Annotated in this window: 17 protein-coding genes; 4 read left to right on the forward strand and 13 right to left on the reverse strand. The window is 59.8% G+C overall.

Annotated features, from left to right (window positions below; all coding sequences use genetic code 11):
• Nucleotides 1–12: 12 nt before the first annotated feature.
• Entirely contained in the window at nucleotides 13–909 is an 897-nt protein-coding gene (locus tag FHW71_RS08585; RefSeq protein ID WP_008102589.1) for a LysR family transcriptional regulator, read from the reverse strand.
• 121 nt (nucleotides 910–1,030) lie between these two features.
• Between FHW71_RS08585 and speB the strand changes: the two genes are divergently transcribed.
• Together speB and FHW71_RS08595 are read left to right on the forward strand one after the other, a co-directional pair.
• Nucleotides 1,031–1,990 (forward strand): agmatinase, encoded by a 960-nt coding sequence (gene speB / locus FHW71_RS08590; RefSeq protein WP_179451469.1) that lies wholly within the window; start codon nucleotides 1,031–1,033, stop codon nucleotides 1,988–1,990.
• Nucleotides 1,990–3,075, forward strand: coding sequence for an iron-containing alcohol dehydrogenase family protein (locus FHW71_RS08595; RefSeq protein WP_179451471.1), 1,086 nt, complete (start codon nucleotides 1,990–1,992; stop codon nucleotides 3,073–3,075). The genes speB and FHW71_RS08595 overlap by 1 nt, the downstream gene beginning before the upstream one ends.
• A 337-nt stretch (nucleotides 3,076–3,412) precedes the next feature.
• Here the strand turns inward: FHW71_RS08595 and FHW71_RS08600 are convergent, their stop codons facing one another.
• From FHW71_RS08600 to argH, 7 genes are read right to left on the reverse strand one after another with little or no spacing between them, the layout of a single operon-like run.
• Nucleotides 3,413–4,774, reverse strand: coding sequence for an MmgE/PrpD family protein (locus FHW71_RS08600; protein ID WP_179451473.1), 1,362 nt, complete (start codon nucleotides 4,772–4,774; stop codon nucleotides 3,413–3,415).
• The gene (locus FHW71_RS08605) at nucleotides 4,758–5,645 is read right to left on the reverse strand and encodes a polysaccharide deacetylase (protein ID WP_179451475.1); all 888 of its coding nucleotides are present in this window, start codon (nucleotides 5,643–5,645) and stop codon (nucleotides 4,758–4,760) included. The genes FHW71_RS08600 and FHW71_RS08605 overlap by 17 nt, the downstream gene beginning before the upstream one ends.
• A complete protein-coding gene (locus tag FHW71_RS08610) occupies nucleotides 5,638–6,483 on the reverse strand; it encodes a polysaccharide deacetylase (RefSeq protein ID WP_179451477.1) in 846 nt (281 codons plus the stop codon). Before FHW71_RS08610 ends, FHW71_RS08605 begins: the two co-directional genes overlap by 8 nt.
• An 11-nt stretch (nucleotides 6,484–6,494) precedes the next feature.
• Nucleotides 6,495–7,316, reverse strand: a complete 822-nt coding sequence (locus FHW71_RS08615) for an ABC transporter substrate-binding protein (protein ID WP_008102602.1) — start codon at nucleotides 7,314–7,316, stop codon at nucleotides 6,495–6,497.
• A gap of 16 nt (nucleotides 7,317–7,332) precedes the next feature.
• Nucleotides 7,333–8,097, reverse strand: coding sequence for an amino acid ABC transporter ATP-binding protein (locus FHW71_RS08620; RefSeq protein WP_008102604.1), 765 nt, complete (start codon nucleotides 8,095–8,097; stop codon nucleotides 7,333–7,335).
• 13 nt (nucleotides 8,098–8,110) lie between these two features.
• Nucleotides 8,111–8,989: an amino acid ABC transporter permease gene (locus FHW71_RS08625; protein WP_008102605.1), complete on the reverse strand. Its 879-nt coding sequence runs from the start codon at nucleotides 8,987–8,989 to the stop codon at nucleotides 8,111–8,113.
• Between the two features lie 10 nt (nucleotides 8,990–8,999).
• Entirely contained in the window at nucleotides 9,000–10,427 is a 1,428-nt protein-coding gene (gene argH / locus FHW71_RS08630; protein ID WP_179451479.1) for an argininosuccinate lyase, read from the reverse strand.
• A gap of 157 nt (nucleotides 10,428–10,584) precedes the next feature.
• Between argH and FHW71_RS08635 the strand changes: the two genes are divergently transcribed.
• Nucleotides 10,585–11,556 (forward strand): LysR family transcriptional regulator, encoded by a 972-nt coding sequence (locus tag FHW71_RS08635; RefSeq protein ID WP_179451481.1) that lies wholly within the window; start codon nucleotides 10,585–10,587, stop codon nucleotides 11,554–11,556.
• 73 nt (nucleotides 11,557–11,629) lie between these two features.
• On the opposite strand, the gene FHW71_RS08640 is transcribed toward FHW71_RS08635, so the two are convergent.
• Both FHW71_RS08640 and FHW71_RS08645 read right to left on the reverse strand, forming a co-directional pair.
• The gene (locus tag FHW71_RS08640) at nucleotides 11,630–12,148 is read right to left on the reverse strand and encodes a GNAT family N-acetyltransferase (RefSeq protein ID WP_179451483.1); all 519 of its coding nucleotides are present in this window, start codon (nucleotides 12,146–12,148) and stop codon (nucleotides 11,630–11,632) included.
• Entirely contained in the window at nucleotides 12,145–12,708 is a 564-nt protein-coding gene (locus tag FHW71_RS08645) for an XRE family transcriptional regulator (protein WP_179451485.1), read from the reverse strand. The genes FHW71_RS08640 and FHW71_RS08645 overlap by 4 nt, the downstream gene beginning before the upstream one ends.
• Nucleotides 12,709–12,859: 151 nt before the next feature.
• On the opposite strand from FHW71_RS08645, the gene FHW71_RS08650 reads away from it, so the two are divergent.
• A complete protein-coding gene (locus tag FHW71_RS08650; protein WP_008102616.1) occupies nucleotides 12,860–13,594 on the forward strand; it encodes a MerR family transcriptional regulator in 735 nt (244 codons plus the stop codon).
• Nucleotides 13,595–13,764: 170 nt separating this feature from the next.
• On the opposite strand, the gene FHW71_RS08655 is transcribed toward FHW71_RS08650, so the two are convergent.
• From FHW71_RS08655 to FHW71_RS08665, 3 genes are read right to left on the reverse strand one after another with little or no spacing between them, the layout of a single operon-like run.
• Nucleotides 13,765–14,496: an ABC transporter permease gene (locus FHW71_RS08655; RefSeq protein WP_179451488.1), complete on the reverse strand. Its 732-nt coding sequence runs from the start codon at nucleotides 14,494–14,496 to the stop codon at nucleotides 13,765–13,767.
• Complete coding sequence (locus FHW71_RS08660) at nucleotides 14,496–15,431, reverse strand: ABC transporter ATP-binding protein (protein WP_179451490.1); 936 nt, start codon at nucleotides 15,429–15,431, stop codon at nucleotides 14,496–14,498. The genes FHW71_RS08655 and FHW71_RS08660 overlap by 1 nt, the downstream gene beginning before the upstream one ends.
• Nucleotides 15,424–16,590 (reverse strand): ABC transporter permease, encoded by a 1,167-nt coding sequence (locus FHW71_RS08665; RefSeq protein ID WP_179451492.1) that lies wholly within the window; start codon nucleotides 16,588–16,590, stop codon nucleotides 15,424–15,426. The genes FHW71_RS08660 and FHW71_RS08665 overlap by 8 nt, the downstream gene beginning before the upstream one ends.
• Nucleotide 16,591: the final 1 nt, after the last annotated feature.

The raw sequence follows: 16,591 nt of genomic DNA on the forward strand, positions 1-16,591 counted from the left end.
ATTGGCGCAGCGTCAGCTTTCGCTGCTATTTTTTCGCGCTGGATTCAGAATTTCACGCATCGCGCGGATTAAGGTTTCCCGCGCTCGCCCACGGCGGAACGCAAAAGAGAAAGGCGCGCGGAAGTGGAAATGGTGCGGCAGCAGGCGGCGCAGCGCGCCCTGCTGTTCCCAGCTGCGCGCATAGTGTTCAGGCAAATAGCCGATGAAGCGGCCGGAGAGAATCAGCGTCAGCTGCGCTTCGATGCTCTCAACCGACGCATTGCTCTGGCGGAAGCCACGCTTGTTCAGTTCCTGCTGATTCCAGTAACGCCGCGTCACCATGCCAGTTTGCTGTACGGTGCGCACATCCGGATGGCCCTCAGCCAGCGGATGCTCCGGGCTGCAATAGAGCCAATGCTGCTCTTCATACAGCGGAATGGTCACCAGATTGCTGGCGCGCAGCGGGAAGTGACCAATCGCCAAATCCAGCCGATCCTCCAGCAACTGCTGCTGCAACTCATTGGGATCGCGCACGCTCAGATTGAAAAACACCGCCGGAAAGCGCTGATTAAAACGCGCAATCGCAGCGGGCAGATCCAGCGTGCTGTCGGTGACGGTGGCGTCCACCACGCCAAGCGAAAAAGTGCCGCCCTGCGCGCTTTTCAAGGTTTCCACCTGCTCCTGCCAACCCGCCAGCGTCGCCAGCATCTCCTGACTGTAGCGATAAAACTGCTCGCCTTTGCTGGTCAGAGTAAAGCCGCCGCGTCCGCGCTGACAGAGGATAAAACCGAGCTGAGTTTCCAGCTCGCTCATGTAGGCGCTGATGGCGGGCGTGGTCATGTTCAGCGCCTGCTGCGCGCGCGAATAGCCCTGATTTTCCACCACGCTGGCGAACACCTGCAGAAGTTTGAGATTGGGAAGCGTCTGCACCGATTTTCCTTCAGTGATTGCTGACTAAAGTTAAGTAATCTCTGAAGTGATTATCTGCTGTCAAGGATTTTTCCGGCGCGCGGGCTGGGTAATGATGGGTTTCACCTGACTGAAGGAGTGCGTGATGACCGATTTCCCCCAGCCGCAAGGCGGCAACGAGATGCCCCGTTTTGCCGGACGCGGCACCATGATGCGTTTGCCCGCCGCTGACACACCGGCCAATTTGGATGTGGCGTTCGTCGGCATTCCGCTGGATATCGGCACCTCGCAGCGCAGCGGCACGCGCTATGGCCCGCGCGCCATTCGCGCCGATTCCGTGATGATCCGCCCTTACAACATGGCTACCGGCGCCGCGCCCTTTGATTCGCTGCGCGTCGGCGATCTCGGCGATGTGCCGATCAACACCTACAGCCTGCTGAAATCGGTTGATATCATCGAAAACTATTATACCGAGCTGAATAACTGGCCGATTATCCCGTTAACGTTGGGCGGCGATCACACGCTGACGCTGCCGATTTTGCGCGCGCTGGCGAAGAAGCATGGGCCGATGGGTCTGATTCACATTGATGCGCATACCGATACCAACGACGAGATGTTTGGCGAGAAGATCGCGCATGGCACCACGTTCCGCCGCGCGGTGGAAGAAGGCCTGCTCGACTGTCAGCGCGTGGTACAGATTGGACAACGTGCGCAAGGCTACGCCGCCGACGATTTTCAGTGGGGCGTCGATCAGGGCTTCCATCTGGTGCCCGCCGAGCAGTGCTGGTATCGCTCCATGACGCCGCTGATGGCCGAGGTGCGCGCGCGTATCGGCAACGGTCCAGTGTATCTCTCTTACGATATCGACAGCTTCGATCCCGCATGGGCGCCCGGCACCGGTACGCCGGAAGTGGGCGGTTTGACTTCGATGCAAGGGCTGGAGATCGTGCGCGGCTGCCGTGGACTCAATCTGGTGGGCGGCGATCTGGTGGAAGTGTCGCCGCCGTATGACATCAGCGGCATGACCTCGCAGCTGGCGGCCAATATCCTTTATGAGATGCTGTGCGTGTTGCCCGGCGTCCGTTACACAGAGAACAAGTGATGACACAACAGAATCTGGTGTTCCCGGCGCGCGTGCTGCGCGGTGCGGGCGTGATCAATCAATTAGGCGCGATCTGCGCCGGGCTGGGCCAGCGTGCGCTGCTGATTGGCGGCCATCAGGCGTTGCAGGCGGTAGAAGCGCAGGTTCGCGCGCAGCTGCTGGCGGCCAACGTCACGCTGCTGGCGCAAGAGTGGTTTGGCGGCGAAACCTCGATCAATCACATCAACCGTTTAGCGGCGCTGGCAGCTGAACTGCAGGCCGAGGTGCTGATTGGCGCAGGCGGCGGTAAATCGCTGGATACGGTGAAAGCGGTTGGCGCACAGCTCGGCTTGCCGGTAGTAACGCTGCCGACCATTGCCGCCACCTGTTCAGCGGTAACGCCGCTGAGTATTCGTTATGACGACAACGGCAATTTCTTCGATATCTTCCCACTGCCGCAGGCACCGGCAGCAGTAATTATCGACAGCGAGCTGCTGGCAAAAGCGCCCGCCCGCTGGCTGGCCGCGGGGCTGGGCGATACGCTGGCGAAGTGGTACGAGTTCCGCGCGGTCAGCGCACGCCATCCGGCGCGCGATGGCAATGCGCTCTCGTCACTAGCGCACAGCCAGATTTGTTATGACGTGATTGCCGAACACGGCCCGGCGGCCTATGCCGCAGTGCTGCGCGGTGAGAGCAGCGCGTCGCTCGATCAAGTGCTGGATGCGATTTTCACCTGGGCAGGATTAACCTCGCTGATGAGCAACGGCGCACACGCGGCAGCTTCGCACGCGATTTATGAAGGCTTTACCTTCTGCGATAAAACCCGCGAGTTTGGTCATGGCCTGCTGGTCGGCTTCGGCAACCTGTGTTTGCTGGCGCTGGAGAATCGCGCCGATGAAGAAGTGCTGGATGAGATGCGCCTGGCGCGCGACTGCGGCGTGCCGCTGACGCTGAGCGAGATTGCCGAGCTGGATGAGCATGAGCTGGCGCTGATTGTGCGTGAATCGGTGCATGCGCCGGATATGGAGAACATGGCCGAAGCGGTGACCGAAGCGCGGTTGCTGGCGGCGATGGCGCGGATTGAGGGGTTGGCGGGCAGGATTTAATAGCGGTCGCCATTAATGGCGACCCTACGGCGAAATGCGCGGATTTTGTAGGGTCGGCATTTATGCCGACCTGACTGAGCGTGAGCTGGCGGCGATGGCGCGGATTGAGGGTTTGGCGGGCAGGGTTTAATAGCGGTCGCCATTAATGGCGACCCTACGGCGAAATGCGCGGATTTTGTAGGGTCGGCATTTATGCCGACCTGACTGAGCGTGAGCTGGCGGCGATGGCGCGGATTGAGGGTTTGGCGGGCAGGATTTAATAGCGGTCGCCATTAATGGCGACCCTACGCCGAAATCGCGTGGATTTTGTAGGGTCGGCATTTATGCCGACCTGGTTTTACCTTATCGCCAACAACCCCACCACTTCCCGCACATCCGCCACTTCATCCAGCTCCAGACACACCGCCTCGAGCCGTTCGACTTGCTCCAGCGGCAACACGCGCGCGGCCAAACTGCGGTACTTCGCCAGCAGCGCATCCAGCGTGAGCGGATTGGTCGGCGCGCCTGACGGCACCGGCACATGCTGCTGCCACTGCGCGCCCTGCTCGGTTTCCAGCCGCACCCACGGCTCGTCGTCGCGGCTCTGCTGCGCATCGATCACCAGCTCAATACGCGCCAGCAACGCTTCCACATCAGGATGCAGCCGTTTGGCGTCGTCATAACTCGCCAGCTCCGCTGAGCCGTACAGTGCACGCGCCACCAGCGCATACGGCAGGCTCATCTGCGCCGCCGCCAGGCTGTGTAACTCACGACCGCCACACATCTCCAGCAGGAACGGATTCACGCCCACCACGATGCGCGCGATCTGCTCTGCGCGCACATCATGCTGGTGTAGCAGGATCCCCAGCGCATCAATCGCCGCGTGGGTGCCACGGCACGAGGCGTAAGGTTTGATCGAGCAGCGCGCCAGTTTCCACACGTCGCCGAGATCCGCCGTTAAGGCCTGCGGCTGCTGAGTATCTGCCGCTAAGGTTTGCAGGAAGCCGCCCCAGCGCGGTTCAAACACCGCCGAAGGGCCGCTGATACCGCGTTGTGCCAGCAGCGCGGCTTGCACGCCACCTTCTGCGGCGCGCGCGGCATGCAGTTTTTTGGTGTGCGAGCCGTCATGAATAAAGCCCCACAACCCACCGCTGAAGCTGGCAGCAATGCCCAGCGCAGACGCACACTGCACGCGATCCAGCTGCAGCAGCGAACACACCGCCGCCGCCGCACCAAACACGCCGCAGCTGGCGGTAGAGTGCCAGCCTGCGCCGTTGTGCGCCGAGTAACCGCCGCAGGCCTCTAACACGCGGCGGCCGACGTCATAGCCGATCACCATCGCCACCAGCAGCGCTTGTCCGTCCACCGGCTGCGTCGCCAGTGGCAAGGCCGCCAGCAGCGCCGGGATCACCACTGCGCCGGAGTGATCGCAGCCGCCAGTGTCGTCGAGTTCATACATATGCGCCGCCACGCCGTTCAGCCACGCCGCCTGACGCGGATTGGCCTGTTGCGCGCTGCCCCAAATCTGCGCCTGCTCGCGTCCACCTTCGGCCTGCACCAGCGCCAGACATTCGCGCCAAATCGGGCTGTCGCAGCCCGCCAGCGAAGCACCGAGCGTATCAAGCAAATGACGTTTCGCCTGCTCCACCAGCGGCGCAGGCAGTTGTGCAAAACGCGTATCGGCGATAAAGGCCGCCAGTTGATCAAGCGTGCTCGCCATGCGCACCTCCGATGATGCGGGTAAACACTTCCGCCGGATGGGAGAAATCGTTATCCGGCTGCGTCTGCCAGTGCGCCGCCGCCTGCTCGGCGGTGGCGATCCACACATTATGCTGTTGCAGCGTGTCGAGCAGCGCCCGCAGCAGGCCAATACGTCCGGCGGTGCCGATAATTTCCGGATGCAGGCGCAGCAAGTAGCACAGACCAAAGCGGTGGAAGCCGTGGAAATCCTGCGTCATATTCGCCAGCGTTTCCGCATAAGGTGCAATACGCGATTGCCCTGGCGGAATAGCCGGGCTGAGGTTGAAGGCGAAATAAGGCTCATCTTCCAGCGTGTAGTGCATCGGCAGTTCCACCAGGCGCGTGCCGGGATGGAAGTACGGCAAATCGTCGCCGCGCCAGCTGGATGACCAGCGAATACCGCGTGCGATCAGCGCCTCGGCCAATCCCGGTTTCCACTGCCCGGCGGGCGTGCGGAAGCCGACTATTGGGCGACCGGTAATGTGCGACAGCTTGTCGCATCCGCGCGTCACGCTGGCGATCTGTTGCTCCAGCGTGAGTAGCGAGAAATCTTCATGGGTATCGCCGCTGCAGGCAATTTCATGGCCGTCGGCCACCATACGCTGCACCAGTTCCGGCTGCTCTTCGGCAACAATCGCCGGCATACACCAGCTGGCTTTGAGCTGCTTTTCCGCCAGCAGCGCCAACAAGCGATCAACACCGCGCAGCGTGCCGTAGCGCCACACCGACAGCGTTTTATCGCGCCCCGCTACCGCCGGTGCCTGGGTGAGAATGCCGTGAATGTCGTTGAAGTCGATGGTGAGGATCGCCGCCGACTGGAAGCCCAGCGGCCAGCGTGAAGGTTCAGTCATGCTGTTGCTCCTGCAAATACCACTGCGCCACCGCATCGCAGCGCGCAAACCACACGTCGTCGCGCGCCGTCATATGTTCAAACAGCTGTTCGAGCAGCAAAATGCGTCCCGGCTGGCCGGAGATTTTCGGGTGGAACAACGTGGTGAGGCACAAGCCTTCATCCATCGCGCCATCGAACTCGCGCTGCCAGTTATCGCGCGTGTGCGCATAGCTGGCGATGCGGTCGCCGCCTTTGGGGAAATCGGGCTGGCGCGTGTAGGCCAGCGAGGCGTAATCATCCATCTCCCACTTGCCGGGGATCTCCACCAGCGGCGTATGGCCCGCCACCGGAATGCTGTAGGGACGATCGTCGCCGCGCATGCTGCTGGAGTAGATCACGCCCGCATCGCGCAGGATTTGTGGCGTTTCGGCATGCCAGTCGCCCGACGGCGTGCGAAAACCGCAGGCGGTGATACCGAGAATGTTGTGGAAAATTTCTGCCGATTTCGCCATCACCGCACGCTGTTCATCCGGTGAAATCGCCCAGAAGGATTCGTGACGATAGCCGTGATAGGCCACTTCGTGGCCCTGTTCGATAATCGCCTGACACTGCTGCGGCCAATGCTCCACCACCCACGCCGGCACAAAAAAGGTGGCAGGAATATTGAAGGCGCGCAGCAGGTCAAGCAGACGCCCGAGCGCGCGGTACGGCCCGTAAGCCCCAAAGGTAAAATACTCTGGCGTTGACCACAGGCTGCCATTCAGCATGGCATCGCCGGTGGGACCGTCGAGGTCAAACGCCAGCGCCATACAGCCGCGTTTACCCTGCGGCCAGCGCACTGCGCCCGGTTGTTGCATCTGCGCGCTCCTTAGCCCTGGTTAACCGTAGCCTTCGCCACGCCGTTGTCTGCCAGGCCCCATTTGCCGAGGATTTTCTGGTAAGAGCCATCGGCAATCATCGCGTCGATCGCCGCCTGAATCGCCGTGGTCAGCTCACCCGCATCTTTACCAATCGCCATGCCGGTGTACTGGAAGGAGAAGGCTTTATCCAGCGCCTTATATTTGCCCTTTTCCAGATCCATGATGTACGGCAGGGTTTCGCTGCCCTGCACCACGCCATCCAGACGGTTCTGGCGCAGCTGAGTACGCGCATCGGCGGTACCTTCGGCGCCTACCACGATGATCGCGGGCTTACCGGCCGCTTCACAGTGCGCTTTTGACCAGTTGGCAATTTCCAGTGGGAAGGTGGTGCGACGGCTGGTGCCAACTTTCTTGCCGCACAGATCCATCGCGCTGTTGATATCGCTGCGCGCGGATTGGGTGTAGAACTGCGGGCCGGTTTTGAAGTAGTCGATAAAGTTAACCACCTGCTGACGCTCTTTGGTGTCGGTCATGCCGGACATCACCAGATCGACGCGCTTGGTCACCACCGCGTTCACCATCTGTTCGAAGGCGATCTCCTGCCAGTTGATCTTCACGCCGAGCTTTTCACCAATCGCCTGGCCGAGATCGTAATCCACGCCGGTCAGCTGGTTAGTGGCCGGATCTTTGAAATCCATCGGCGGATAGTTCGGCATGATCGCCACGGTCAGCCCTTTCTCTTTGATCGCAGCAGGTACGGCGATATCTGCCCAGGCAGAGGATTGCAGCAGAACGGCGGCACTGATGGCACTCAATAACAGCTTTTTCATATTCACCCCGGTAATGTTAAAGAAGAATCGCGTTAATAAAGTTTTTCATCCGTGGATTTTGCGGGTTCAGCAGAATGTCTTCCGGTGCGCCCTGCTCGATAATGCGTCCCTCGTCCATAAACACCACCTGATTGGCCACCTCACGGGCAAAGCCCATTTCGTGCGTGACCACCAGCATGGTGGTGCCCTCTTTTGCCAGCTGACGCATCACCGCCAGCACTTCGCCCACCATCTCCGGATCCAGCGCCGAGGTGGGTTCGTCAAACAGCATCAGTTTGGGTTTCATCGCCAGCGCGCGGGCAATCGCCACGCGCTGCTGCTGGCCGCCGGAGAGCGACTGCGGATAGTCGTGCGCTTTGTGCGCCAGACCGACGCGATCGAGCAGCGCCATCGCCTCTTCACTGGCTTCGCGCCTTGGACGCAGCAGCACGCGACACGGTCCTTCGATGATGTTCTCCAGCGCGGTTTTGTGTGGGAACAGATTAAAGCGCTGGAACACCATGCCGGTTTGCAGGCGCTGACGCGCAATCTGCTTGTCGCTCAGCGCATGCAGTTTGTTACCGGCGATGCGATAGCCCGCCAGCTCGTTGTCGACCCAAATTCCGCCTTTATCGACCTTCTCCAGCTGATTAATGCAGCGCAAAAAGGTGCTTTTGCCGGAACCGGAGGGACCGAGGATGCACATCACCTCGCCGTAGTTCACTTCGAGGCTGACATCCTTCAGGGCGTGGAACTGGTCGAAATATTTGTTCACCTTGACGGCGCGCACGATGTTTCTCATGTTGGGCTCCTGATTACTGACGCTGACGATGGCCGCGTGAGAAATAACGTTCCAGTCGGCTCTGTCCAAACGACAACACCGTGACCACAATCAGGTACCAAATGCCCGCCACGAACAGCAGTTCCATGACGCGCGCGTTGGCGAAGTAGATGGTTTGCGTGTTGTAGAGCAGTTCGGAGTACTGAATCATGCTAGCGAGACTGGTGGTTTTGATCATGCTGATAAATTCGTTGCCGACCGGCGGCAGAATCACTCGCATCGCCTGCGGCAGAATGATGCGATGCAGCGCCTGCAAACGCGGCATGCCGATGGCTTTCGCCGCTTCGTACTGTCCGGTATCCACCGACAGCAAGCCCGCGCGCACCACTTCCGAGGTGTACGCGCCCTGATTGATGCTCAAACCGAGCAGCGCGGCGAGGAACGGCGTCATGATGGTGACGGTTTGCACGCTGAACACGCCGGGAATGCTGATGGTGGGGAACACCAGCGCGAGGTTGAACCACAGCAGCAGCTGCAAAATCAGCGGCGTGCCGCGAAAAATCCACGCGTAGCCCACGGCGATGTAGTGCAGCACCGGATTCGGCGACATGTACATGATGGCGGTGATGACGCCAAACAGCACGCCAAGCCCCATCGCCAGCACCGACATGATTAGCGTGTTGACCACGCCGTTAAGAATCGCCTGAGCGGTAAAGAACTGGCCGACAAACGACCATTCGATATTGCCGTGGGCAAAGGCGTTCACCAGCAGCGCCAGCAGCACCAGAATCACCGCCGACGCGGTAATGCGGCCGTAATAACGGCGCGGCACCACCTGATAACGATCGAGATCGTAATGCGTCTGCTCGCGGCTGTTGTTCAAACCCGGCTCAATCGGCGTTGATTGCGACATAGAGCTCTCCTCAGGCGCGTGGGCCAGCGTAATCTTCGGTCCAGCGCTGCTGGTCCTGCATCAGGGTTTGCAGACGTGCCAACTGCTCACGCACGCGTGCCGGTGCGGTACCGCCGTAGCCGCTGCGGGCCGCCAGCGCCGCTTCCAGTGTCAGGGCGCTGCGCACCTCCGGCGTTAAGCGGGCATCCACCGCGTGCAGCTGCGCATCGCTGAGATCCGACAGACCGCAGTTTTCGCGCTCGCACAGCTGCACCAGCTGGCCGGTGATCTCATGCGCTTCGCGGAACGGCACGCCGCGCATCGCCAGCCAGTCGGCCACTTCGGTCGCCAGCGTGAAGCCGTCCGGCGCCTGCTCGCGCATCACGTCGGTGTTGAATTTCAGCGTCGTCATCATGCCCGCCATCGCTGGCAGCACCAGCAGCAGCGTATCCACCGCATCAATCACGTTGCGTTTGTCGTCGCTGAGATCGCGGTTGTAGGAGAGCGGCATCGCTTTCATGGTGGTGAGCAGCGCCATCAGGTTGCCGACCAGGCGGCCAGAGCGACCGCGCGTCAGTTCGGCGATGTCCGGGTTTTTCTTCTGCGGCATGATGGAACTGCCGGTGGCGTAGCTGTCGTGCAGCTCAACCCAGCGGAACTGGCGGGACGCCCACATGCACACCTCTTCGCACAGGCGTGACAGGTTGATGCCGATCATGCTGGTGACAAACAGGAATTCAGCGGCGTAATCGCGGCTGGCCACGGCATCGATGGAGTTCTCGCACGGCGCGAGATAAGCGAGATCGGCGGCGGCTTGCTCCGGCTGACGCGCAATGGCGGAACCGGCCATTGCCGCAGCACCGAGTGGACAGCGCGCGCTGCGGCGATCCCAATCCTGCATGCGTTCGATATCGCGGGCGAAGGATTGCGCGTGGGCCAGCAGTTGATGACCGAACACAATCGGCTGCGCCTGCTGCAAATGCGTGAAACCAGGCGCGACGCTTTCGGTGTGCTGCGCCGCCTGCTCGACCAGCGCCTGCTGCAGTGCCAGCAAGGCGCTGACTACTTTGCGGCCGTTGTCGCGCAGGTAAAGTCGCAGGTCGTTAACGGTTTGATCGTTGCGCGAACGCCCGGCGCGCAGCTTGCCGCCCAGCGCACCTAAACGCTCGGTCAGCGCGCGTTCGATAAACGTGTGCACATCTTCGTCGGCGGCAATCGGATGCAGCTGACCGGCGCGATAATCGGCGTCTAAGGCGTCAATGGCGTCCAGCATGGTGCTGAGCTCTTCGGCGCTCAGCAGTTCGCCGCGCGCCAGTTCACGGGCATGCGCCCGGCAGCCCGCCAGATCGTAAGGTGCCAATGCAAAGTAATAATCCGGGCTACGAGACAGCGCGGTTAAACTCGCCGCCGGTGCCGCTTTAAAACGCGCGCCCCATAACAGTTCGGCATTATCAGACATGCTATTTCCCCTTACAGATAATCATCAGCGATATGAAAAAGATATGGGTGAGCCAATTGAGATAATAAAAACTTATTTTATGGCTACACTGGTAAATAGGGCCTATTTCAGGTTCACTGTACTTTCACCGCAATTATTCCGGAGTTGAATAGCAAAAATGGAAAGTAAAGTTTCCCAGTCCGGAAACAATGCAAATAATCGCAGCGATAATGCGGTTCTGGCACTGAGTAATATCGATTTAAAATTACTGCGGGTATTTAAATGCGTGGTAGAAGCCGGCGGATTAACCGCTGCCAGTCACGAATTGAATATTGGTCTGGCGGCGATCAGTAAACAGGTTTCCGATCTGGAAATTCGTCTCGGCATGACGTTGTGCAGCCGCGGACGCGAAGGTTTTGAGCTGACGCAATACGGTATCAACGTCTATCAGGCCACGCTGGAGCTGTTCGTCTCGCTGAATCTGTTTCGCGAACGGCTGCACAACAGCCGCAACGAACTGCTGGGCGACATTGCGATTTGCGTGGTGGATAACACTATTTCGGATCCGCAATCACCGGTCACCGCGGCGGTGCAACAGCTGCACCAGAAAGCGCCAAAGGTACAAATTCGACTGCAAACCGCGCAATTAGATGATATTGAACGTGGCATCAGCGAAGGCCGTTTTCATTGTGGTATTGCACCGGTTTATGAAATGAAAAGTGATTTTGATTACTTCCCGCTTTATAAGGAATATTCAAAATTATATTGCTCCATGTCACATCCTTTATATTCCGGCTCGTGTGATAAAAATATCTCACTGGAAATATTACGTGAGCAGAAAATCATTAATCATTTATATGTGACGCCGCGCGACGATCGTCGCATCATTCCGTTGCAGGACAGCGGTGCGCAGGCGGTTCAGGTTGAATCTGTCGCCATGTTGATTTTAACCGGCCATTTTATTGGTTATTTACCGGATCATTATGCCGCCGCGTTTATTGCGCGTGGTCAGCTGTGTGAGTTGGGCGATGATTCGATTCGCCGTGAAAACCCGTTTTGTTTGATGATGAAGAAAGGCCGCAAAATAAACCCGATTATCCGGCTGTTTATGCAGGCGCTGGGCGTGGCAGAGGCAGGGGCGGCGCACTGATTTGGTGCAGAGTTTTGCACAGGTCGCCATGAATGGCGACCCTACCGTAGGGGCGGCATTTATGCCGACCAGGTCAACGCAGCAGCTTAAACATCACCGTGGTCGCATCCAGCACACCTTCGGTTGACTCGGCATACATTGGAATCGACCCAGCAATCTGCCAATCCATCGACAAATACAAATCCGTCGCCACATCGCCGCTGCGCGTGTCCAGCACCAGCAAGGTTTTGCCCTGCTCTGCCGCCAACTGTTCGGCCTGCTGCATCAGGCGGCGCGCAATGCCCTGACGTCTGGCGCGCGGATGCACCAGCAGCTTACTGATCTCCGCACGATGGCGGCCGTTCGGCATCGCGCTGAAACCTACCATCACCGTCGCCACAATCACGCCCTGCTGATACGCCACCAGCAGCTGATTATCGCCGCTCGCCAGGCTGTAAATTTTGTCCTGCCAGAAACGCTCAATGGCCACGCGATCGCTGGCATCAATAAAGCCCACGCTGGCGCCGTCGGCGACGCAGCCCTGTAGCACATCACATAATGCCGCCAGCAGCGGCTGCGCCTGGGTGGCGCTGAGACGTTCGATTTCAATCATGGTTTGCATACCACCAAAATGTAGCGCGCGCCGCCTTCGGCATGGGCGGCAAACGCGGATTTGCCAGTGAGGTGGAAGCGCAGACAGTCACCCGCCTGCAGCGTCCAGTGTTGATCGTCCATGCTGATGGTCAGCTCGCCCGATTGCAGCCAGATGTGTTGCTCCAGTCCCTGAATCGGCGGCGCGTCGTAATCAATACGCGCGCCGGGACGCAGCACGCCTTCCACCACTTCCGCTTTAAAGTGGCTGGCGGGCGGCGATACGTTGCGGCGCTGGAAACCGCTGGCGTCGTCGCGCCACACCGGCTGTTGCTCTGCTTTCAGCAGCAGCGCGGCCTCCTCTTCCACCTCGCTGAGCAGGCGCGACATGGTCAATCCGTAAGCCACGCAAAGCCGGTTAAGCAAAGCGGCTGTGGGGCTCGTTTCAGCGCGTTCAATGCGCGACAATGACGCCCGACTGATGCCGGTCGCCATCGCCAAATCATCTAATGACCAACCGCGCTGTACGCGTAATTCGGCCAGTCGTGCCGCCAGTCGATCGTCAGTATCAGAAGCAGACATCTTCACCTCTCATTTATGGGAAATAAATCTCACATATGAGATAACACTACGAATCCTCAACAAGGTCAAGTTGTACAACTAAAAAATCGTTGTACAACCCAAGCGTGGGGGTTAAGGTGTTGTTATGCAGGTCAGTATTTTCGAGGAGTCTATGGCCTTATACAGTATCGGGGATGTGGCCGAACGCTGTGGAATCAACCCGGTAACGCTTCGCGCGTGGCAGCGACGTTACGGTCTGTTAAAACCCCAGCGCACCGAAGGTGGTCATCGGCAGTTTGATGATGAAGATGTTCAGCGTATCGAAGAGATAAAACGCTGGATAGAGAGCGGCGTGCCCGTCGGCAAAGTAAAAGCGTTGCTGGAAGGCGCCACCGTCAATGTACATGACGGTTGGTCGGCGCTGCAGGAAGAGTTGATGAGCGTGCTGCGTCACGTTCGCCCGGCGAAATTGCGCGTCAAAATTGCCACCATCGGCCGGGAACATCCGGTGGATGCGCTGATCGATCACGTGTTCGTGCCGGTTCGTCAGCGTCTCGGTTTAGATCAAAATACTGCGCGCACCATGTGCAGCCTGCTTGATGGCGCGCTGATTGATTATGTGGCGTTTTGTCTGGCCGGTGGGCGTAAAAAAGCCGGTAAAGATGCGCTGATGATTGGCTGGGCGGTGGAAGATCGTACCCGCATCTGGCTGGAAGCCTGGCGTTTGTCGCAGCAAGGCTGGCGCATGGACGTGTTGGCGGAACCGCTGGACATGCCGCGCCCTGAGTTATTCCCCGGACAAAACCTGTTTATCTGGACCGGCAAAAAGCCGACGCGTCGTCAGGTCGAGCAGTTTGAGCACTGGCAGGCACAAGGTTTTGCCATTCACCTGCACGATCCCGCGTAACTAAAAATCGCACACACGGCCTTTGCCTGGCGTGGTGTGCGCGTTATCATGCCGCCCTAAATTTCTTTTCTCAGGTCTCCACATGAACTGGAATAAACTCCTCATCGGTTCCCTGTTTGCCATCATGGCGCTTGGCGGCATGGGCGGCATGATGCTGGTCGGCTACAGCCTCATTGTGCATACCAACTAAGTTTGCGCTGCACGCGCTCTAGCAGGCGATCGCAAATCAACGCCAGCAGCGCCACCAGCAGCGCGCCCTGAATCACATAGGCGGTGTTAAAGCCGCTCAAACCGATGATCACCGGCGATCCCAGACTTTCCGCGCCCACCGTGGAGGCTATGGTTGCCGTACCGATGTTGATCATCACCGAGGTTCGCACGCCCGCCATAATCACCGGTGCCGCCAGCGCCAGCTCAATCTGCCACAAGCGTCGCCACGGCCCCATGCCAAGGCCGACCGCGATTTCACGATTGCTGGCCGGTACGCTATCTAAGCCCGCCAGCGTGCCCTGCAAAATCGGCAACAAGCCGTAGAGAAACAGCGCCATCACCGCGGGCGTCGCGCCAAATCCCATCACCGGCACCGCAATCGCTAACACTGCAACCGGCGGAAAGGTTTGCCCGGCTGCGGCGACGGTTTCCAGCAGCGGACGAAAGGCGCGACCGGCGTGACGCGTAGCAAACACCGCACAGCCAACGCCAACCAGCATCGCCAGCAGGCTGCCGCTGACCACTAACGCCAGATGCGCCAGCGCCAATCGCCAAAAACTCTCCTGCTGATAGAGCGGACGCTCCAACTGCGGAAACCAGTGGGCAAACAGCGGACCGCTGTGCGGCAAGCCCCAAAGCAACAGCAGGAAGGCCGCCAGCAGCCAGTAGAGCGGATCGCGTAACAGCCGCATCAACTCGCCTCCCGCTGACGTAATAGATCGCTGAAGTGCAGCACGCCGAGTGGCTGCTGATGCTGATCGATCACCGGCAATTTGTCGGTGCGGCGCGCAATAAACTGCGACAGCGCTTCACGCAGCGTCAGCGATGCGGCAATTGGTTCGGCATCGAGCCATTCACCGCGTCGCGCTGCGCTGCCCGCACGCCCCAGCGCCAGCAAACGCACGCCCAGCTCGCTGCGACCAAAGAACTCGCGGGCAAAGTCATTCACCGGTTGCGTCAGCAGATCGATCGGTCTGCCCTGCTGCACGATTTCGCCACCGTCCATCAGCACCAGTTGATCGGCCAGCGTCAGCGCTTCGTCGATGTCGTGCGTCACCAGCACCACGGTACGACCGGACATTTTCTGAATGCGCAGCATCTCGTGTTGCAGCGCCAGACGGTTAACCGGATCGAGCGCGCCGAAGGGTTCATCCATCAGCAACAATTCGGGATCGGCCGCCAGCGCACGCGCCACGCCGACGCGCTGCTGCTGTCCGCCCGACAGCTGATGCGGCATGCGCGTCGCCAGATGGCTATCGAGATTGAGCAGCGCCAGCAGCTCCTCGACGCGTTGGTTGATCTTCGCCTGCGGCCAGCCGAGCAGCGACGGCACGGTGCCGATGTTCTTCGCCACGTTCCAGTGCGGAAACAGGCCAATCGACTGAATGGCGTAGCCGATGCGGCGGCGCAGCGCGCGCGCATCCATGTTTTCGATGGCTTCTCCGGCGAAGCGGATTTCTCCGCTGTCGTGTTCGACAAGCCGATTGATCATCTTCAGCGTGGTCGATTTGCCGGAACCGGACGTGCCAATCAGCACGGTAAAACTGCCCTTCTCAATCTTCAGCGACAGGTTCCGTATCGCCTCTTTGCCGGCGAACACTTTGCTCACCTGGTGAAATTCAATCATGACGTCTCTCCAGCAGTGCCGACAGTAAACGCAGCAGTGCATCAAAAATCACCGCCAGCGCCACCACCGGAATCACGCCAAGCAGCACCAGATCCAGCGCGCTGCTCAGCAATCCCTGAAAAACAATGGCGCCGAATCCGCCTGCCCCAATCAGCGCTGCGACCACCGCCAGGCCAACGGTTTGTACCACCACCACGCGCAGCCCGGAGAGCCACACCGGCAGCGCCAGCGGCAGCTCGGCGTGCCAGAACTGTTGCCACGCGCTCATGCCCATGCCGCGCGCGGTTTCACGCACTTCCTGCGGCACCTGCTGCAAACCGGCCACCACGCTGCGCACCAGCGGCAACAGCGCGTAGAGCACCAGCGCAATCAATGCCGGTGCGATGCCGATGCCGCTAATGCCCCAGCGGGCCAGAACCGGGAAATGCGCCACCAATCCTGCCAGCGGCGCAATCAGCAAGCCGAACAGCGCCACCGACGGCACGGTTTGGATCAGATTGAGCACGCTAAACGCGGCGTTTTGCCAGCGCGGACGGCGCGCAATCGCCAGGCCGAGCGGCAAACCGATGATTACCGTGGGCAGCAGCGTGCCGCCCAGCAGCCACAAATGCTGCGTGAAGGCCGCGTCAAACACCGCCGTGCGATTGGCGTACTCTTTCATAAGCGAGAGACGATCGAGATGACTGCTGAGTAACAGCGCCAGCGGCAACAGCCAGATTTGCAGATTGAGCACAATGCGCCACGGCGTACTGCGCGTGATTTGCCGTATCGCTTCCGCCGCCAGCAGCAGCGCCAGCGCCGCCGCGCACCACAAGCCGCTACCAAACGCGGTACGTGCCAGCGGGCTGCCGCTGTTCGCCAGTTCCGTGGCCTGCTGTCCGGCCAGCCAAATAAGCAAGGCCAGCAGCAACTCAGCCGCCAGCAGCACCGTTATCGCGTGAATGCGGCGCGGCTGCCACCACAAGCTCTGCCAAAGCCACAGCAGCGGAATCAACAGCAGTGCGCTGTTCGTCACCTGCCAGAACGTTAGCGGCTGGCCGGAGACCAACCGATTGGCAGCAAAGCTCAGCAGCGGTAAGGCAAACAGCGCCAGCGTAATAAGCGTGATTAACACCAGCAGCACCGGCTGCTGGCGCGGTCTGAGTAACAACGACGACACT

Source organism: Enterobacter sp. Sphag1F, assembly GCF_014193275.1.
Classification (GTDB): Bacteria; Pseudomonadota; Gammaproteobacteria; order Enterobacterales; family Enterobacteriaceae; genus Pantoea; species Pantoea symbiotica.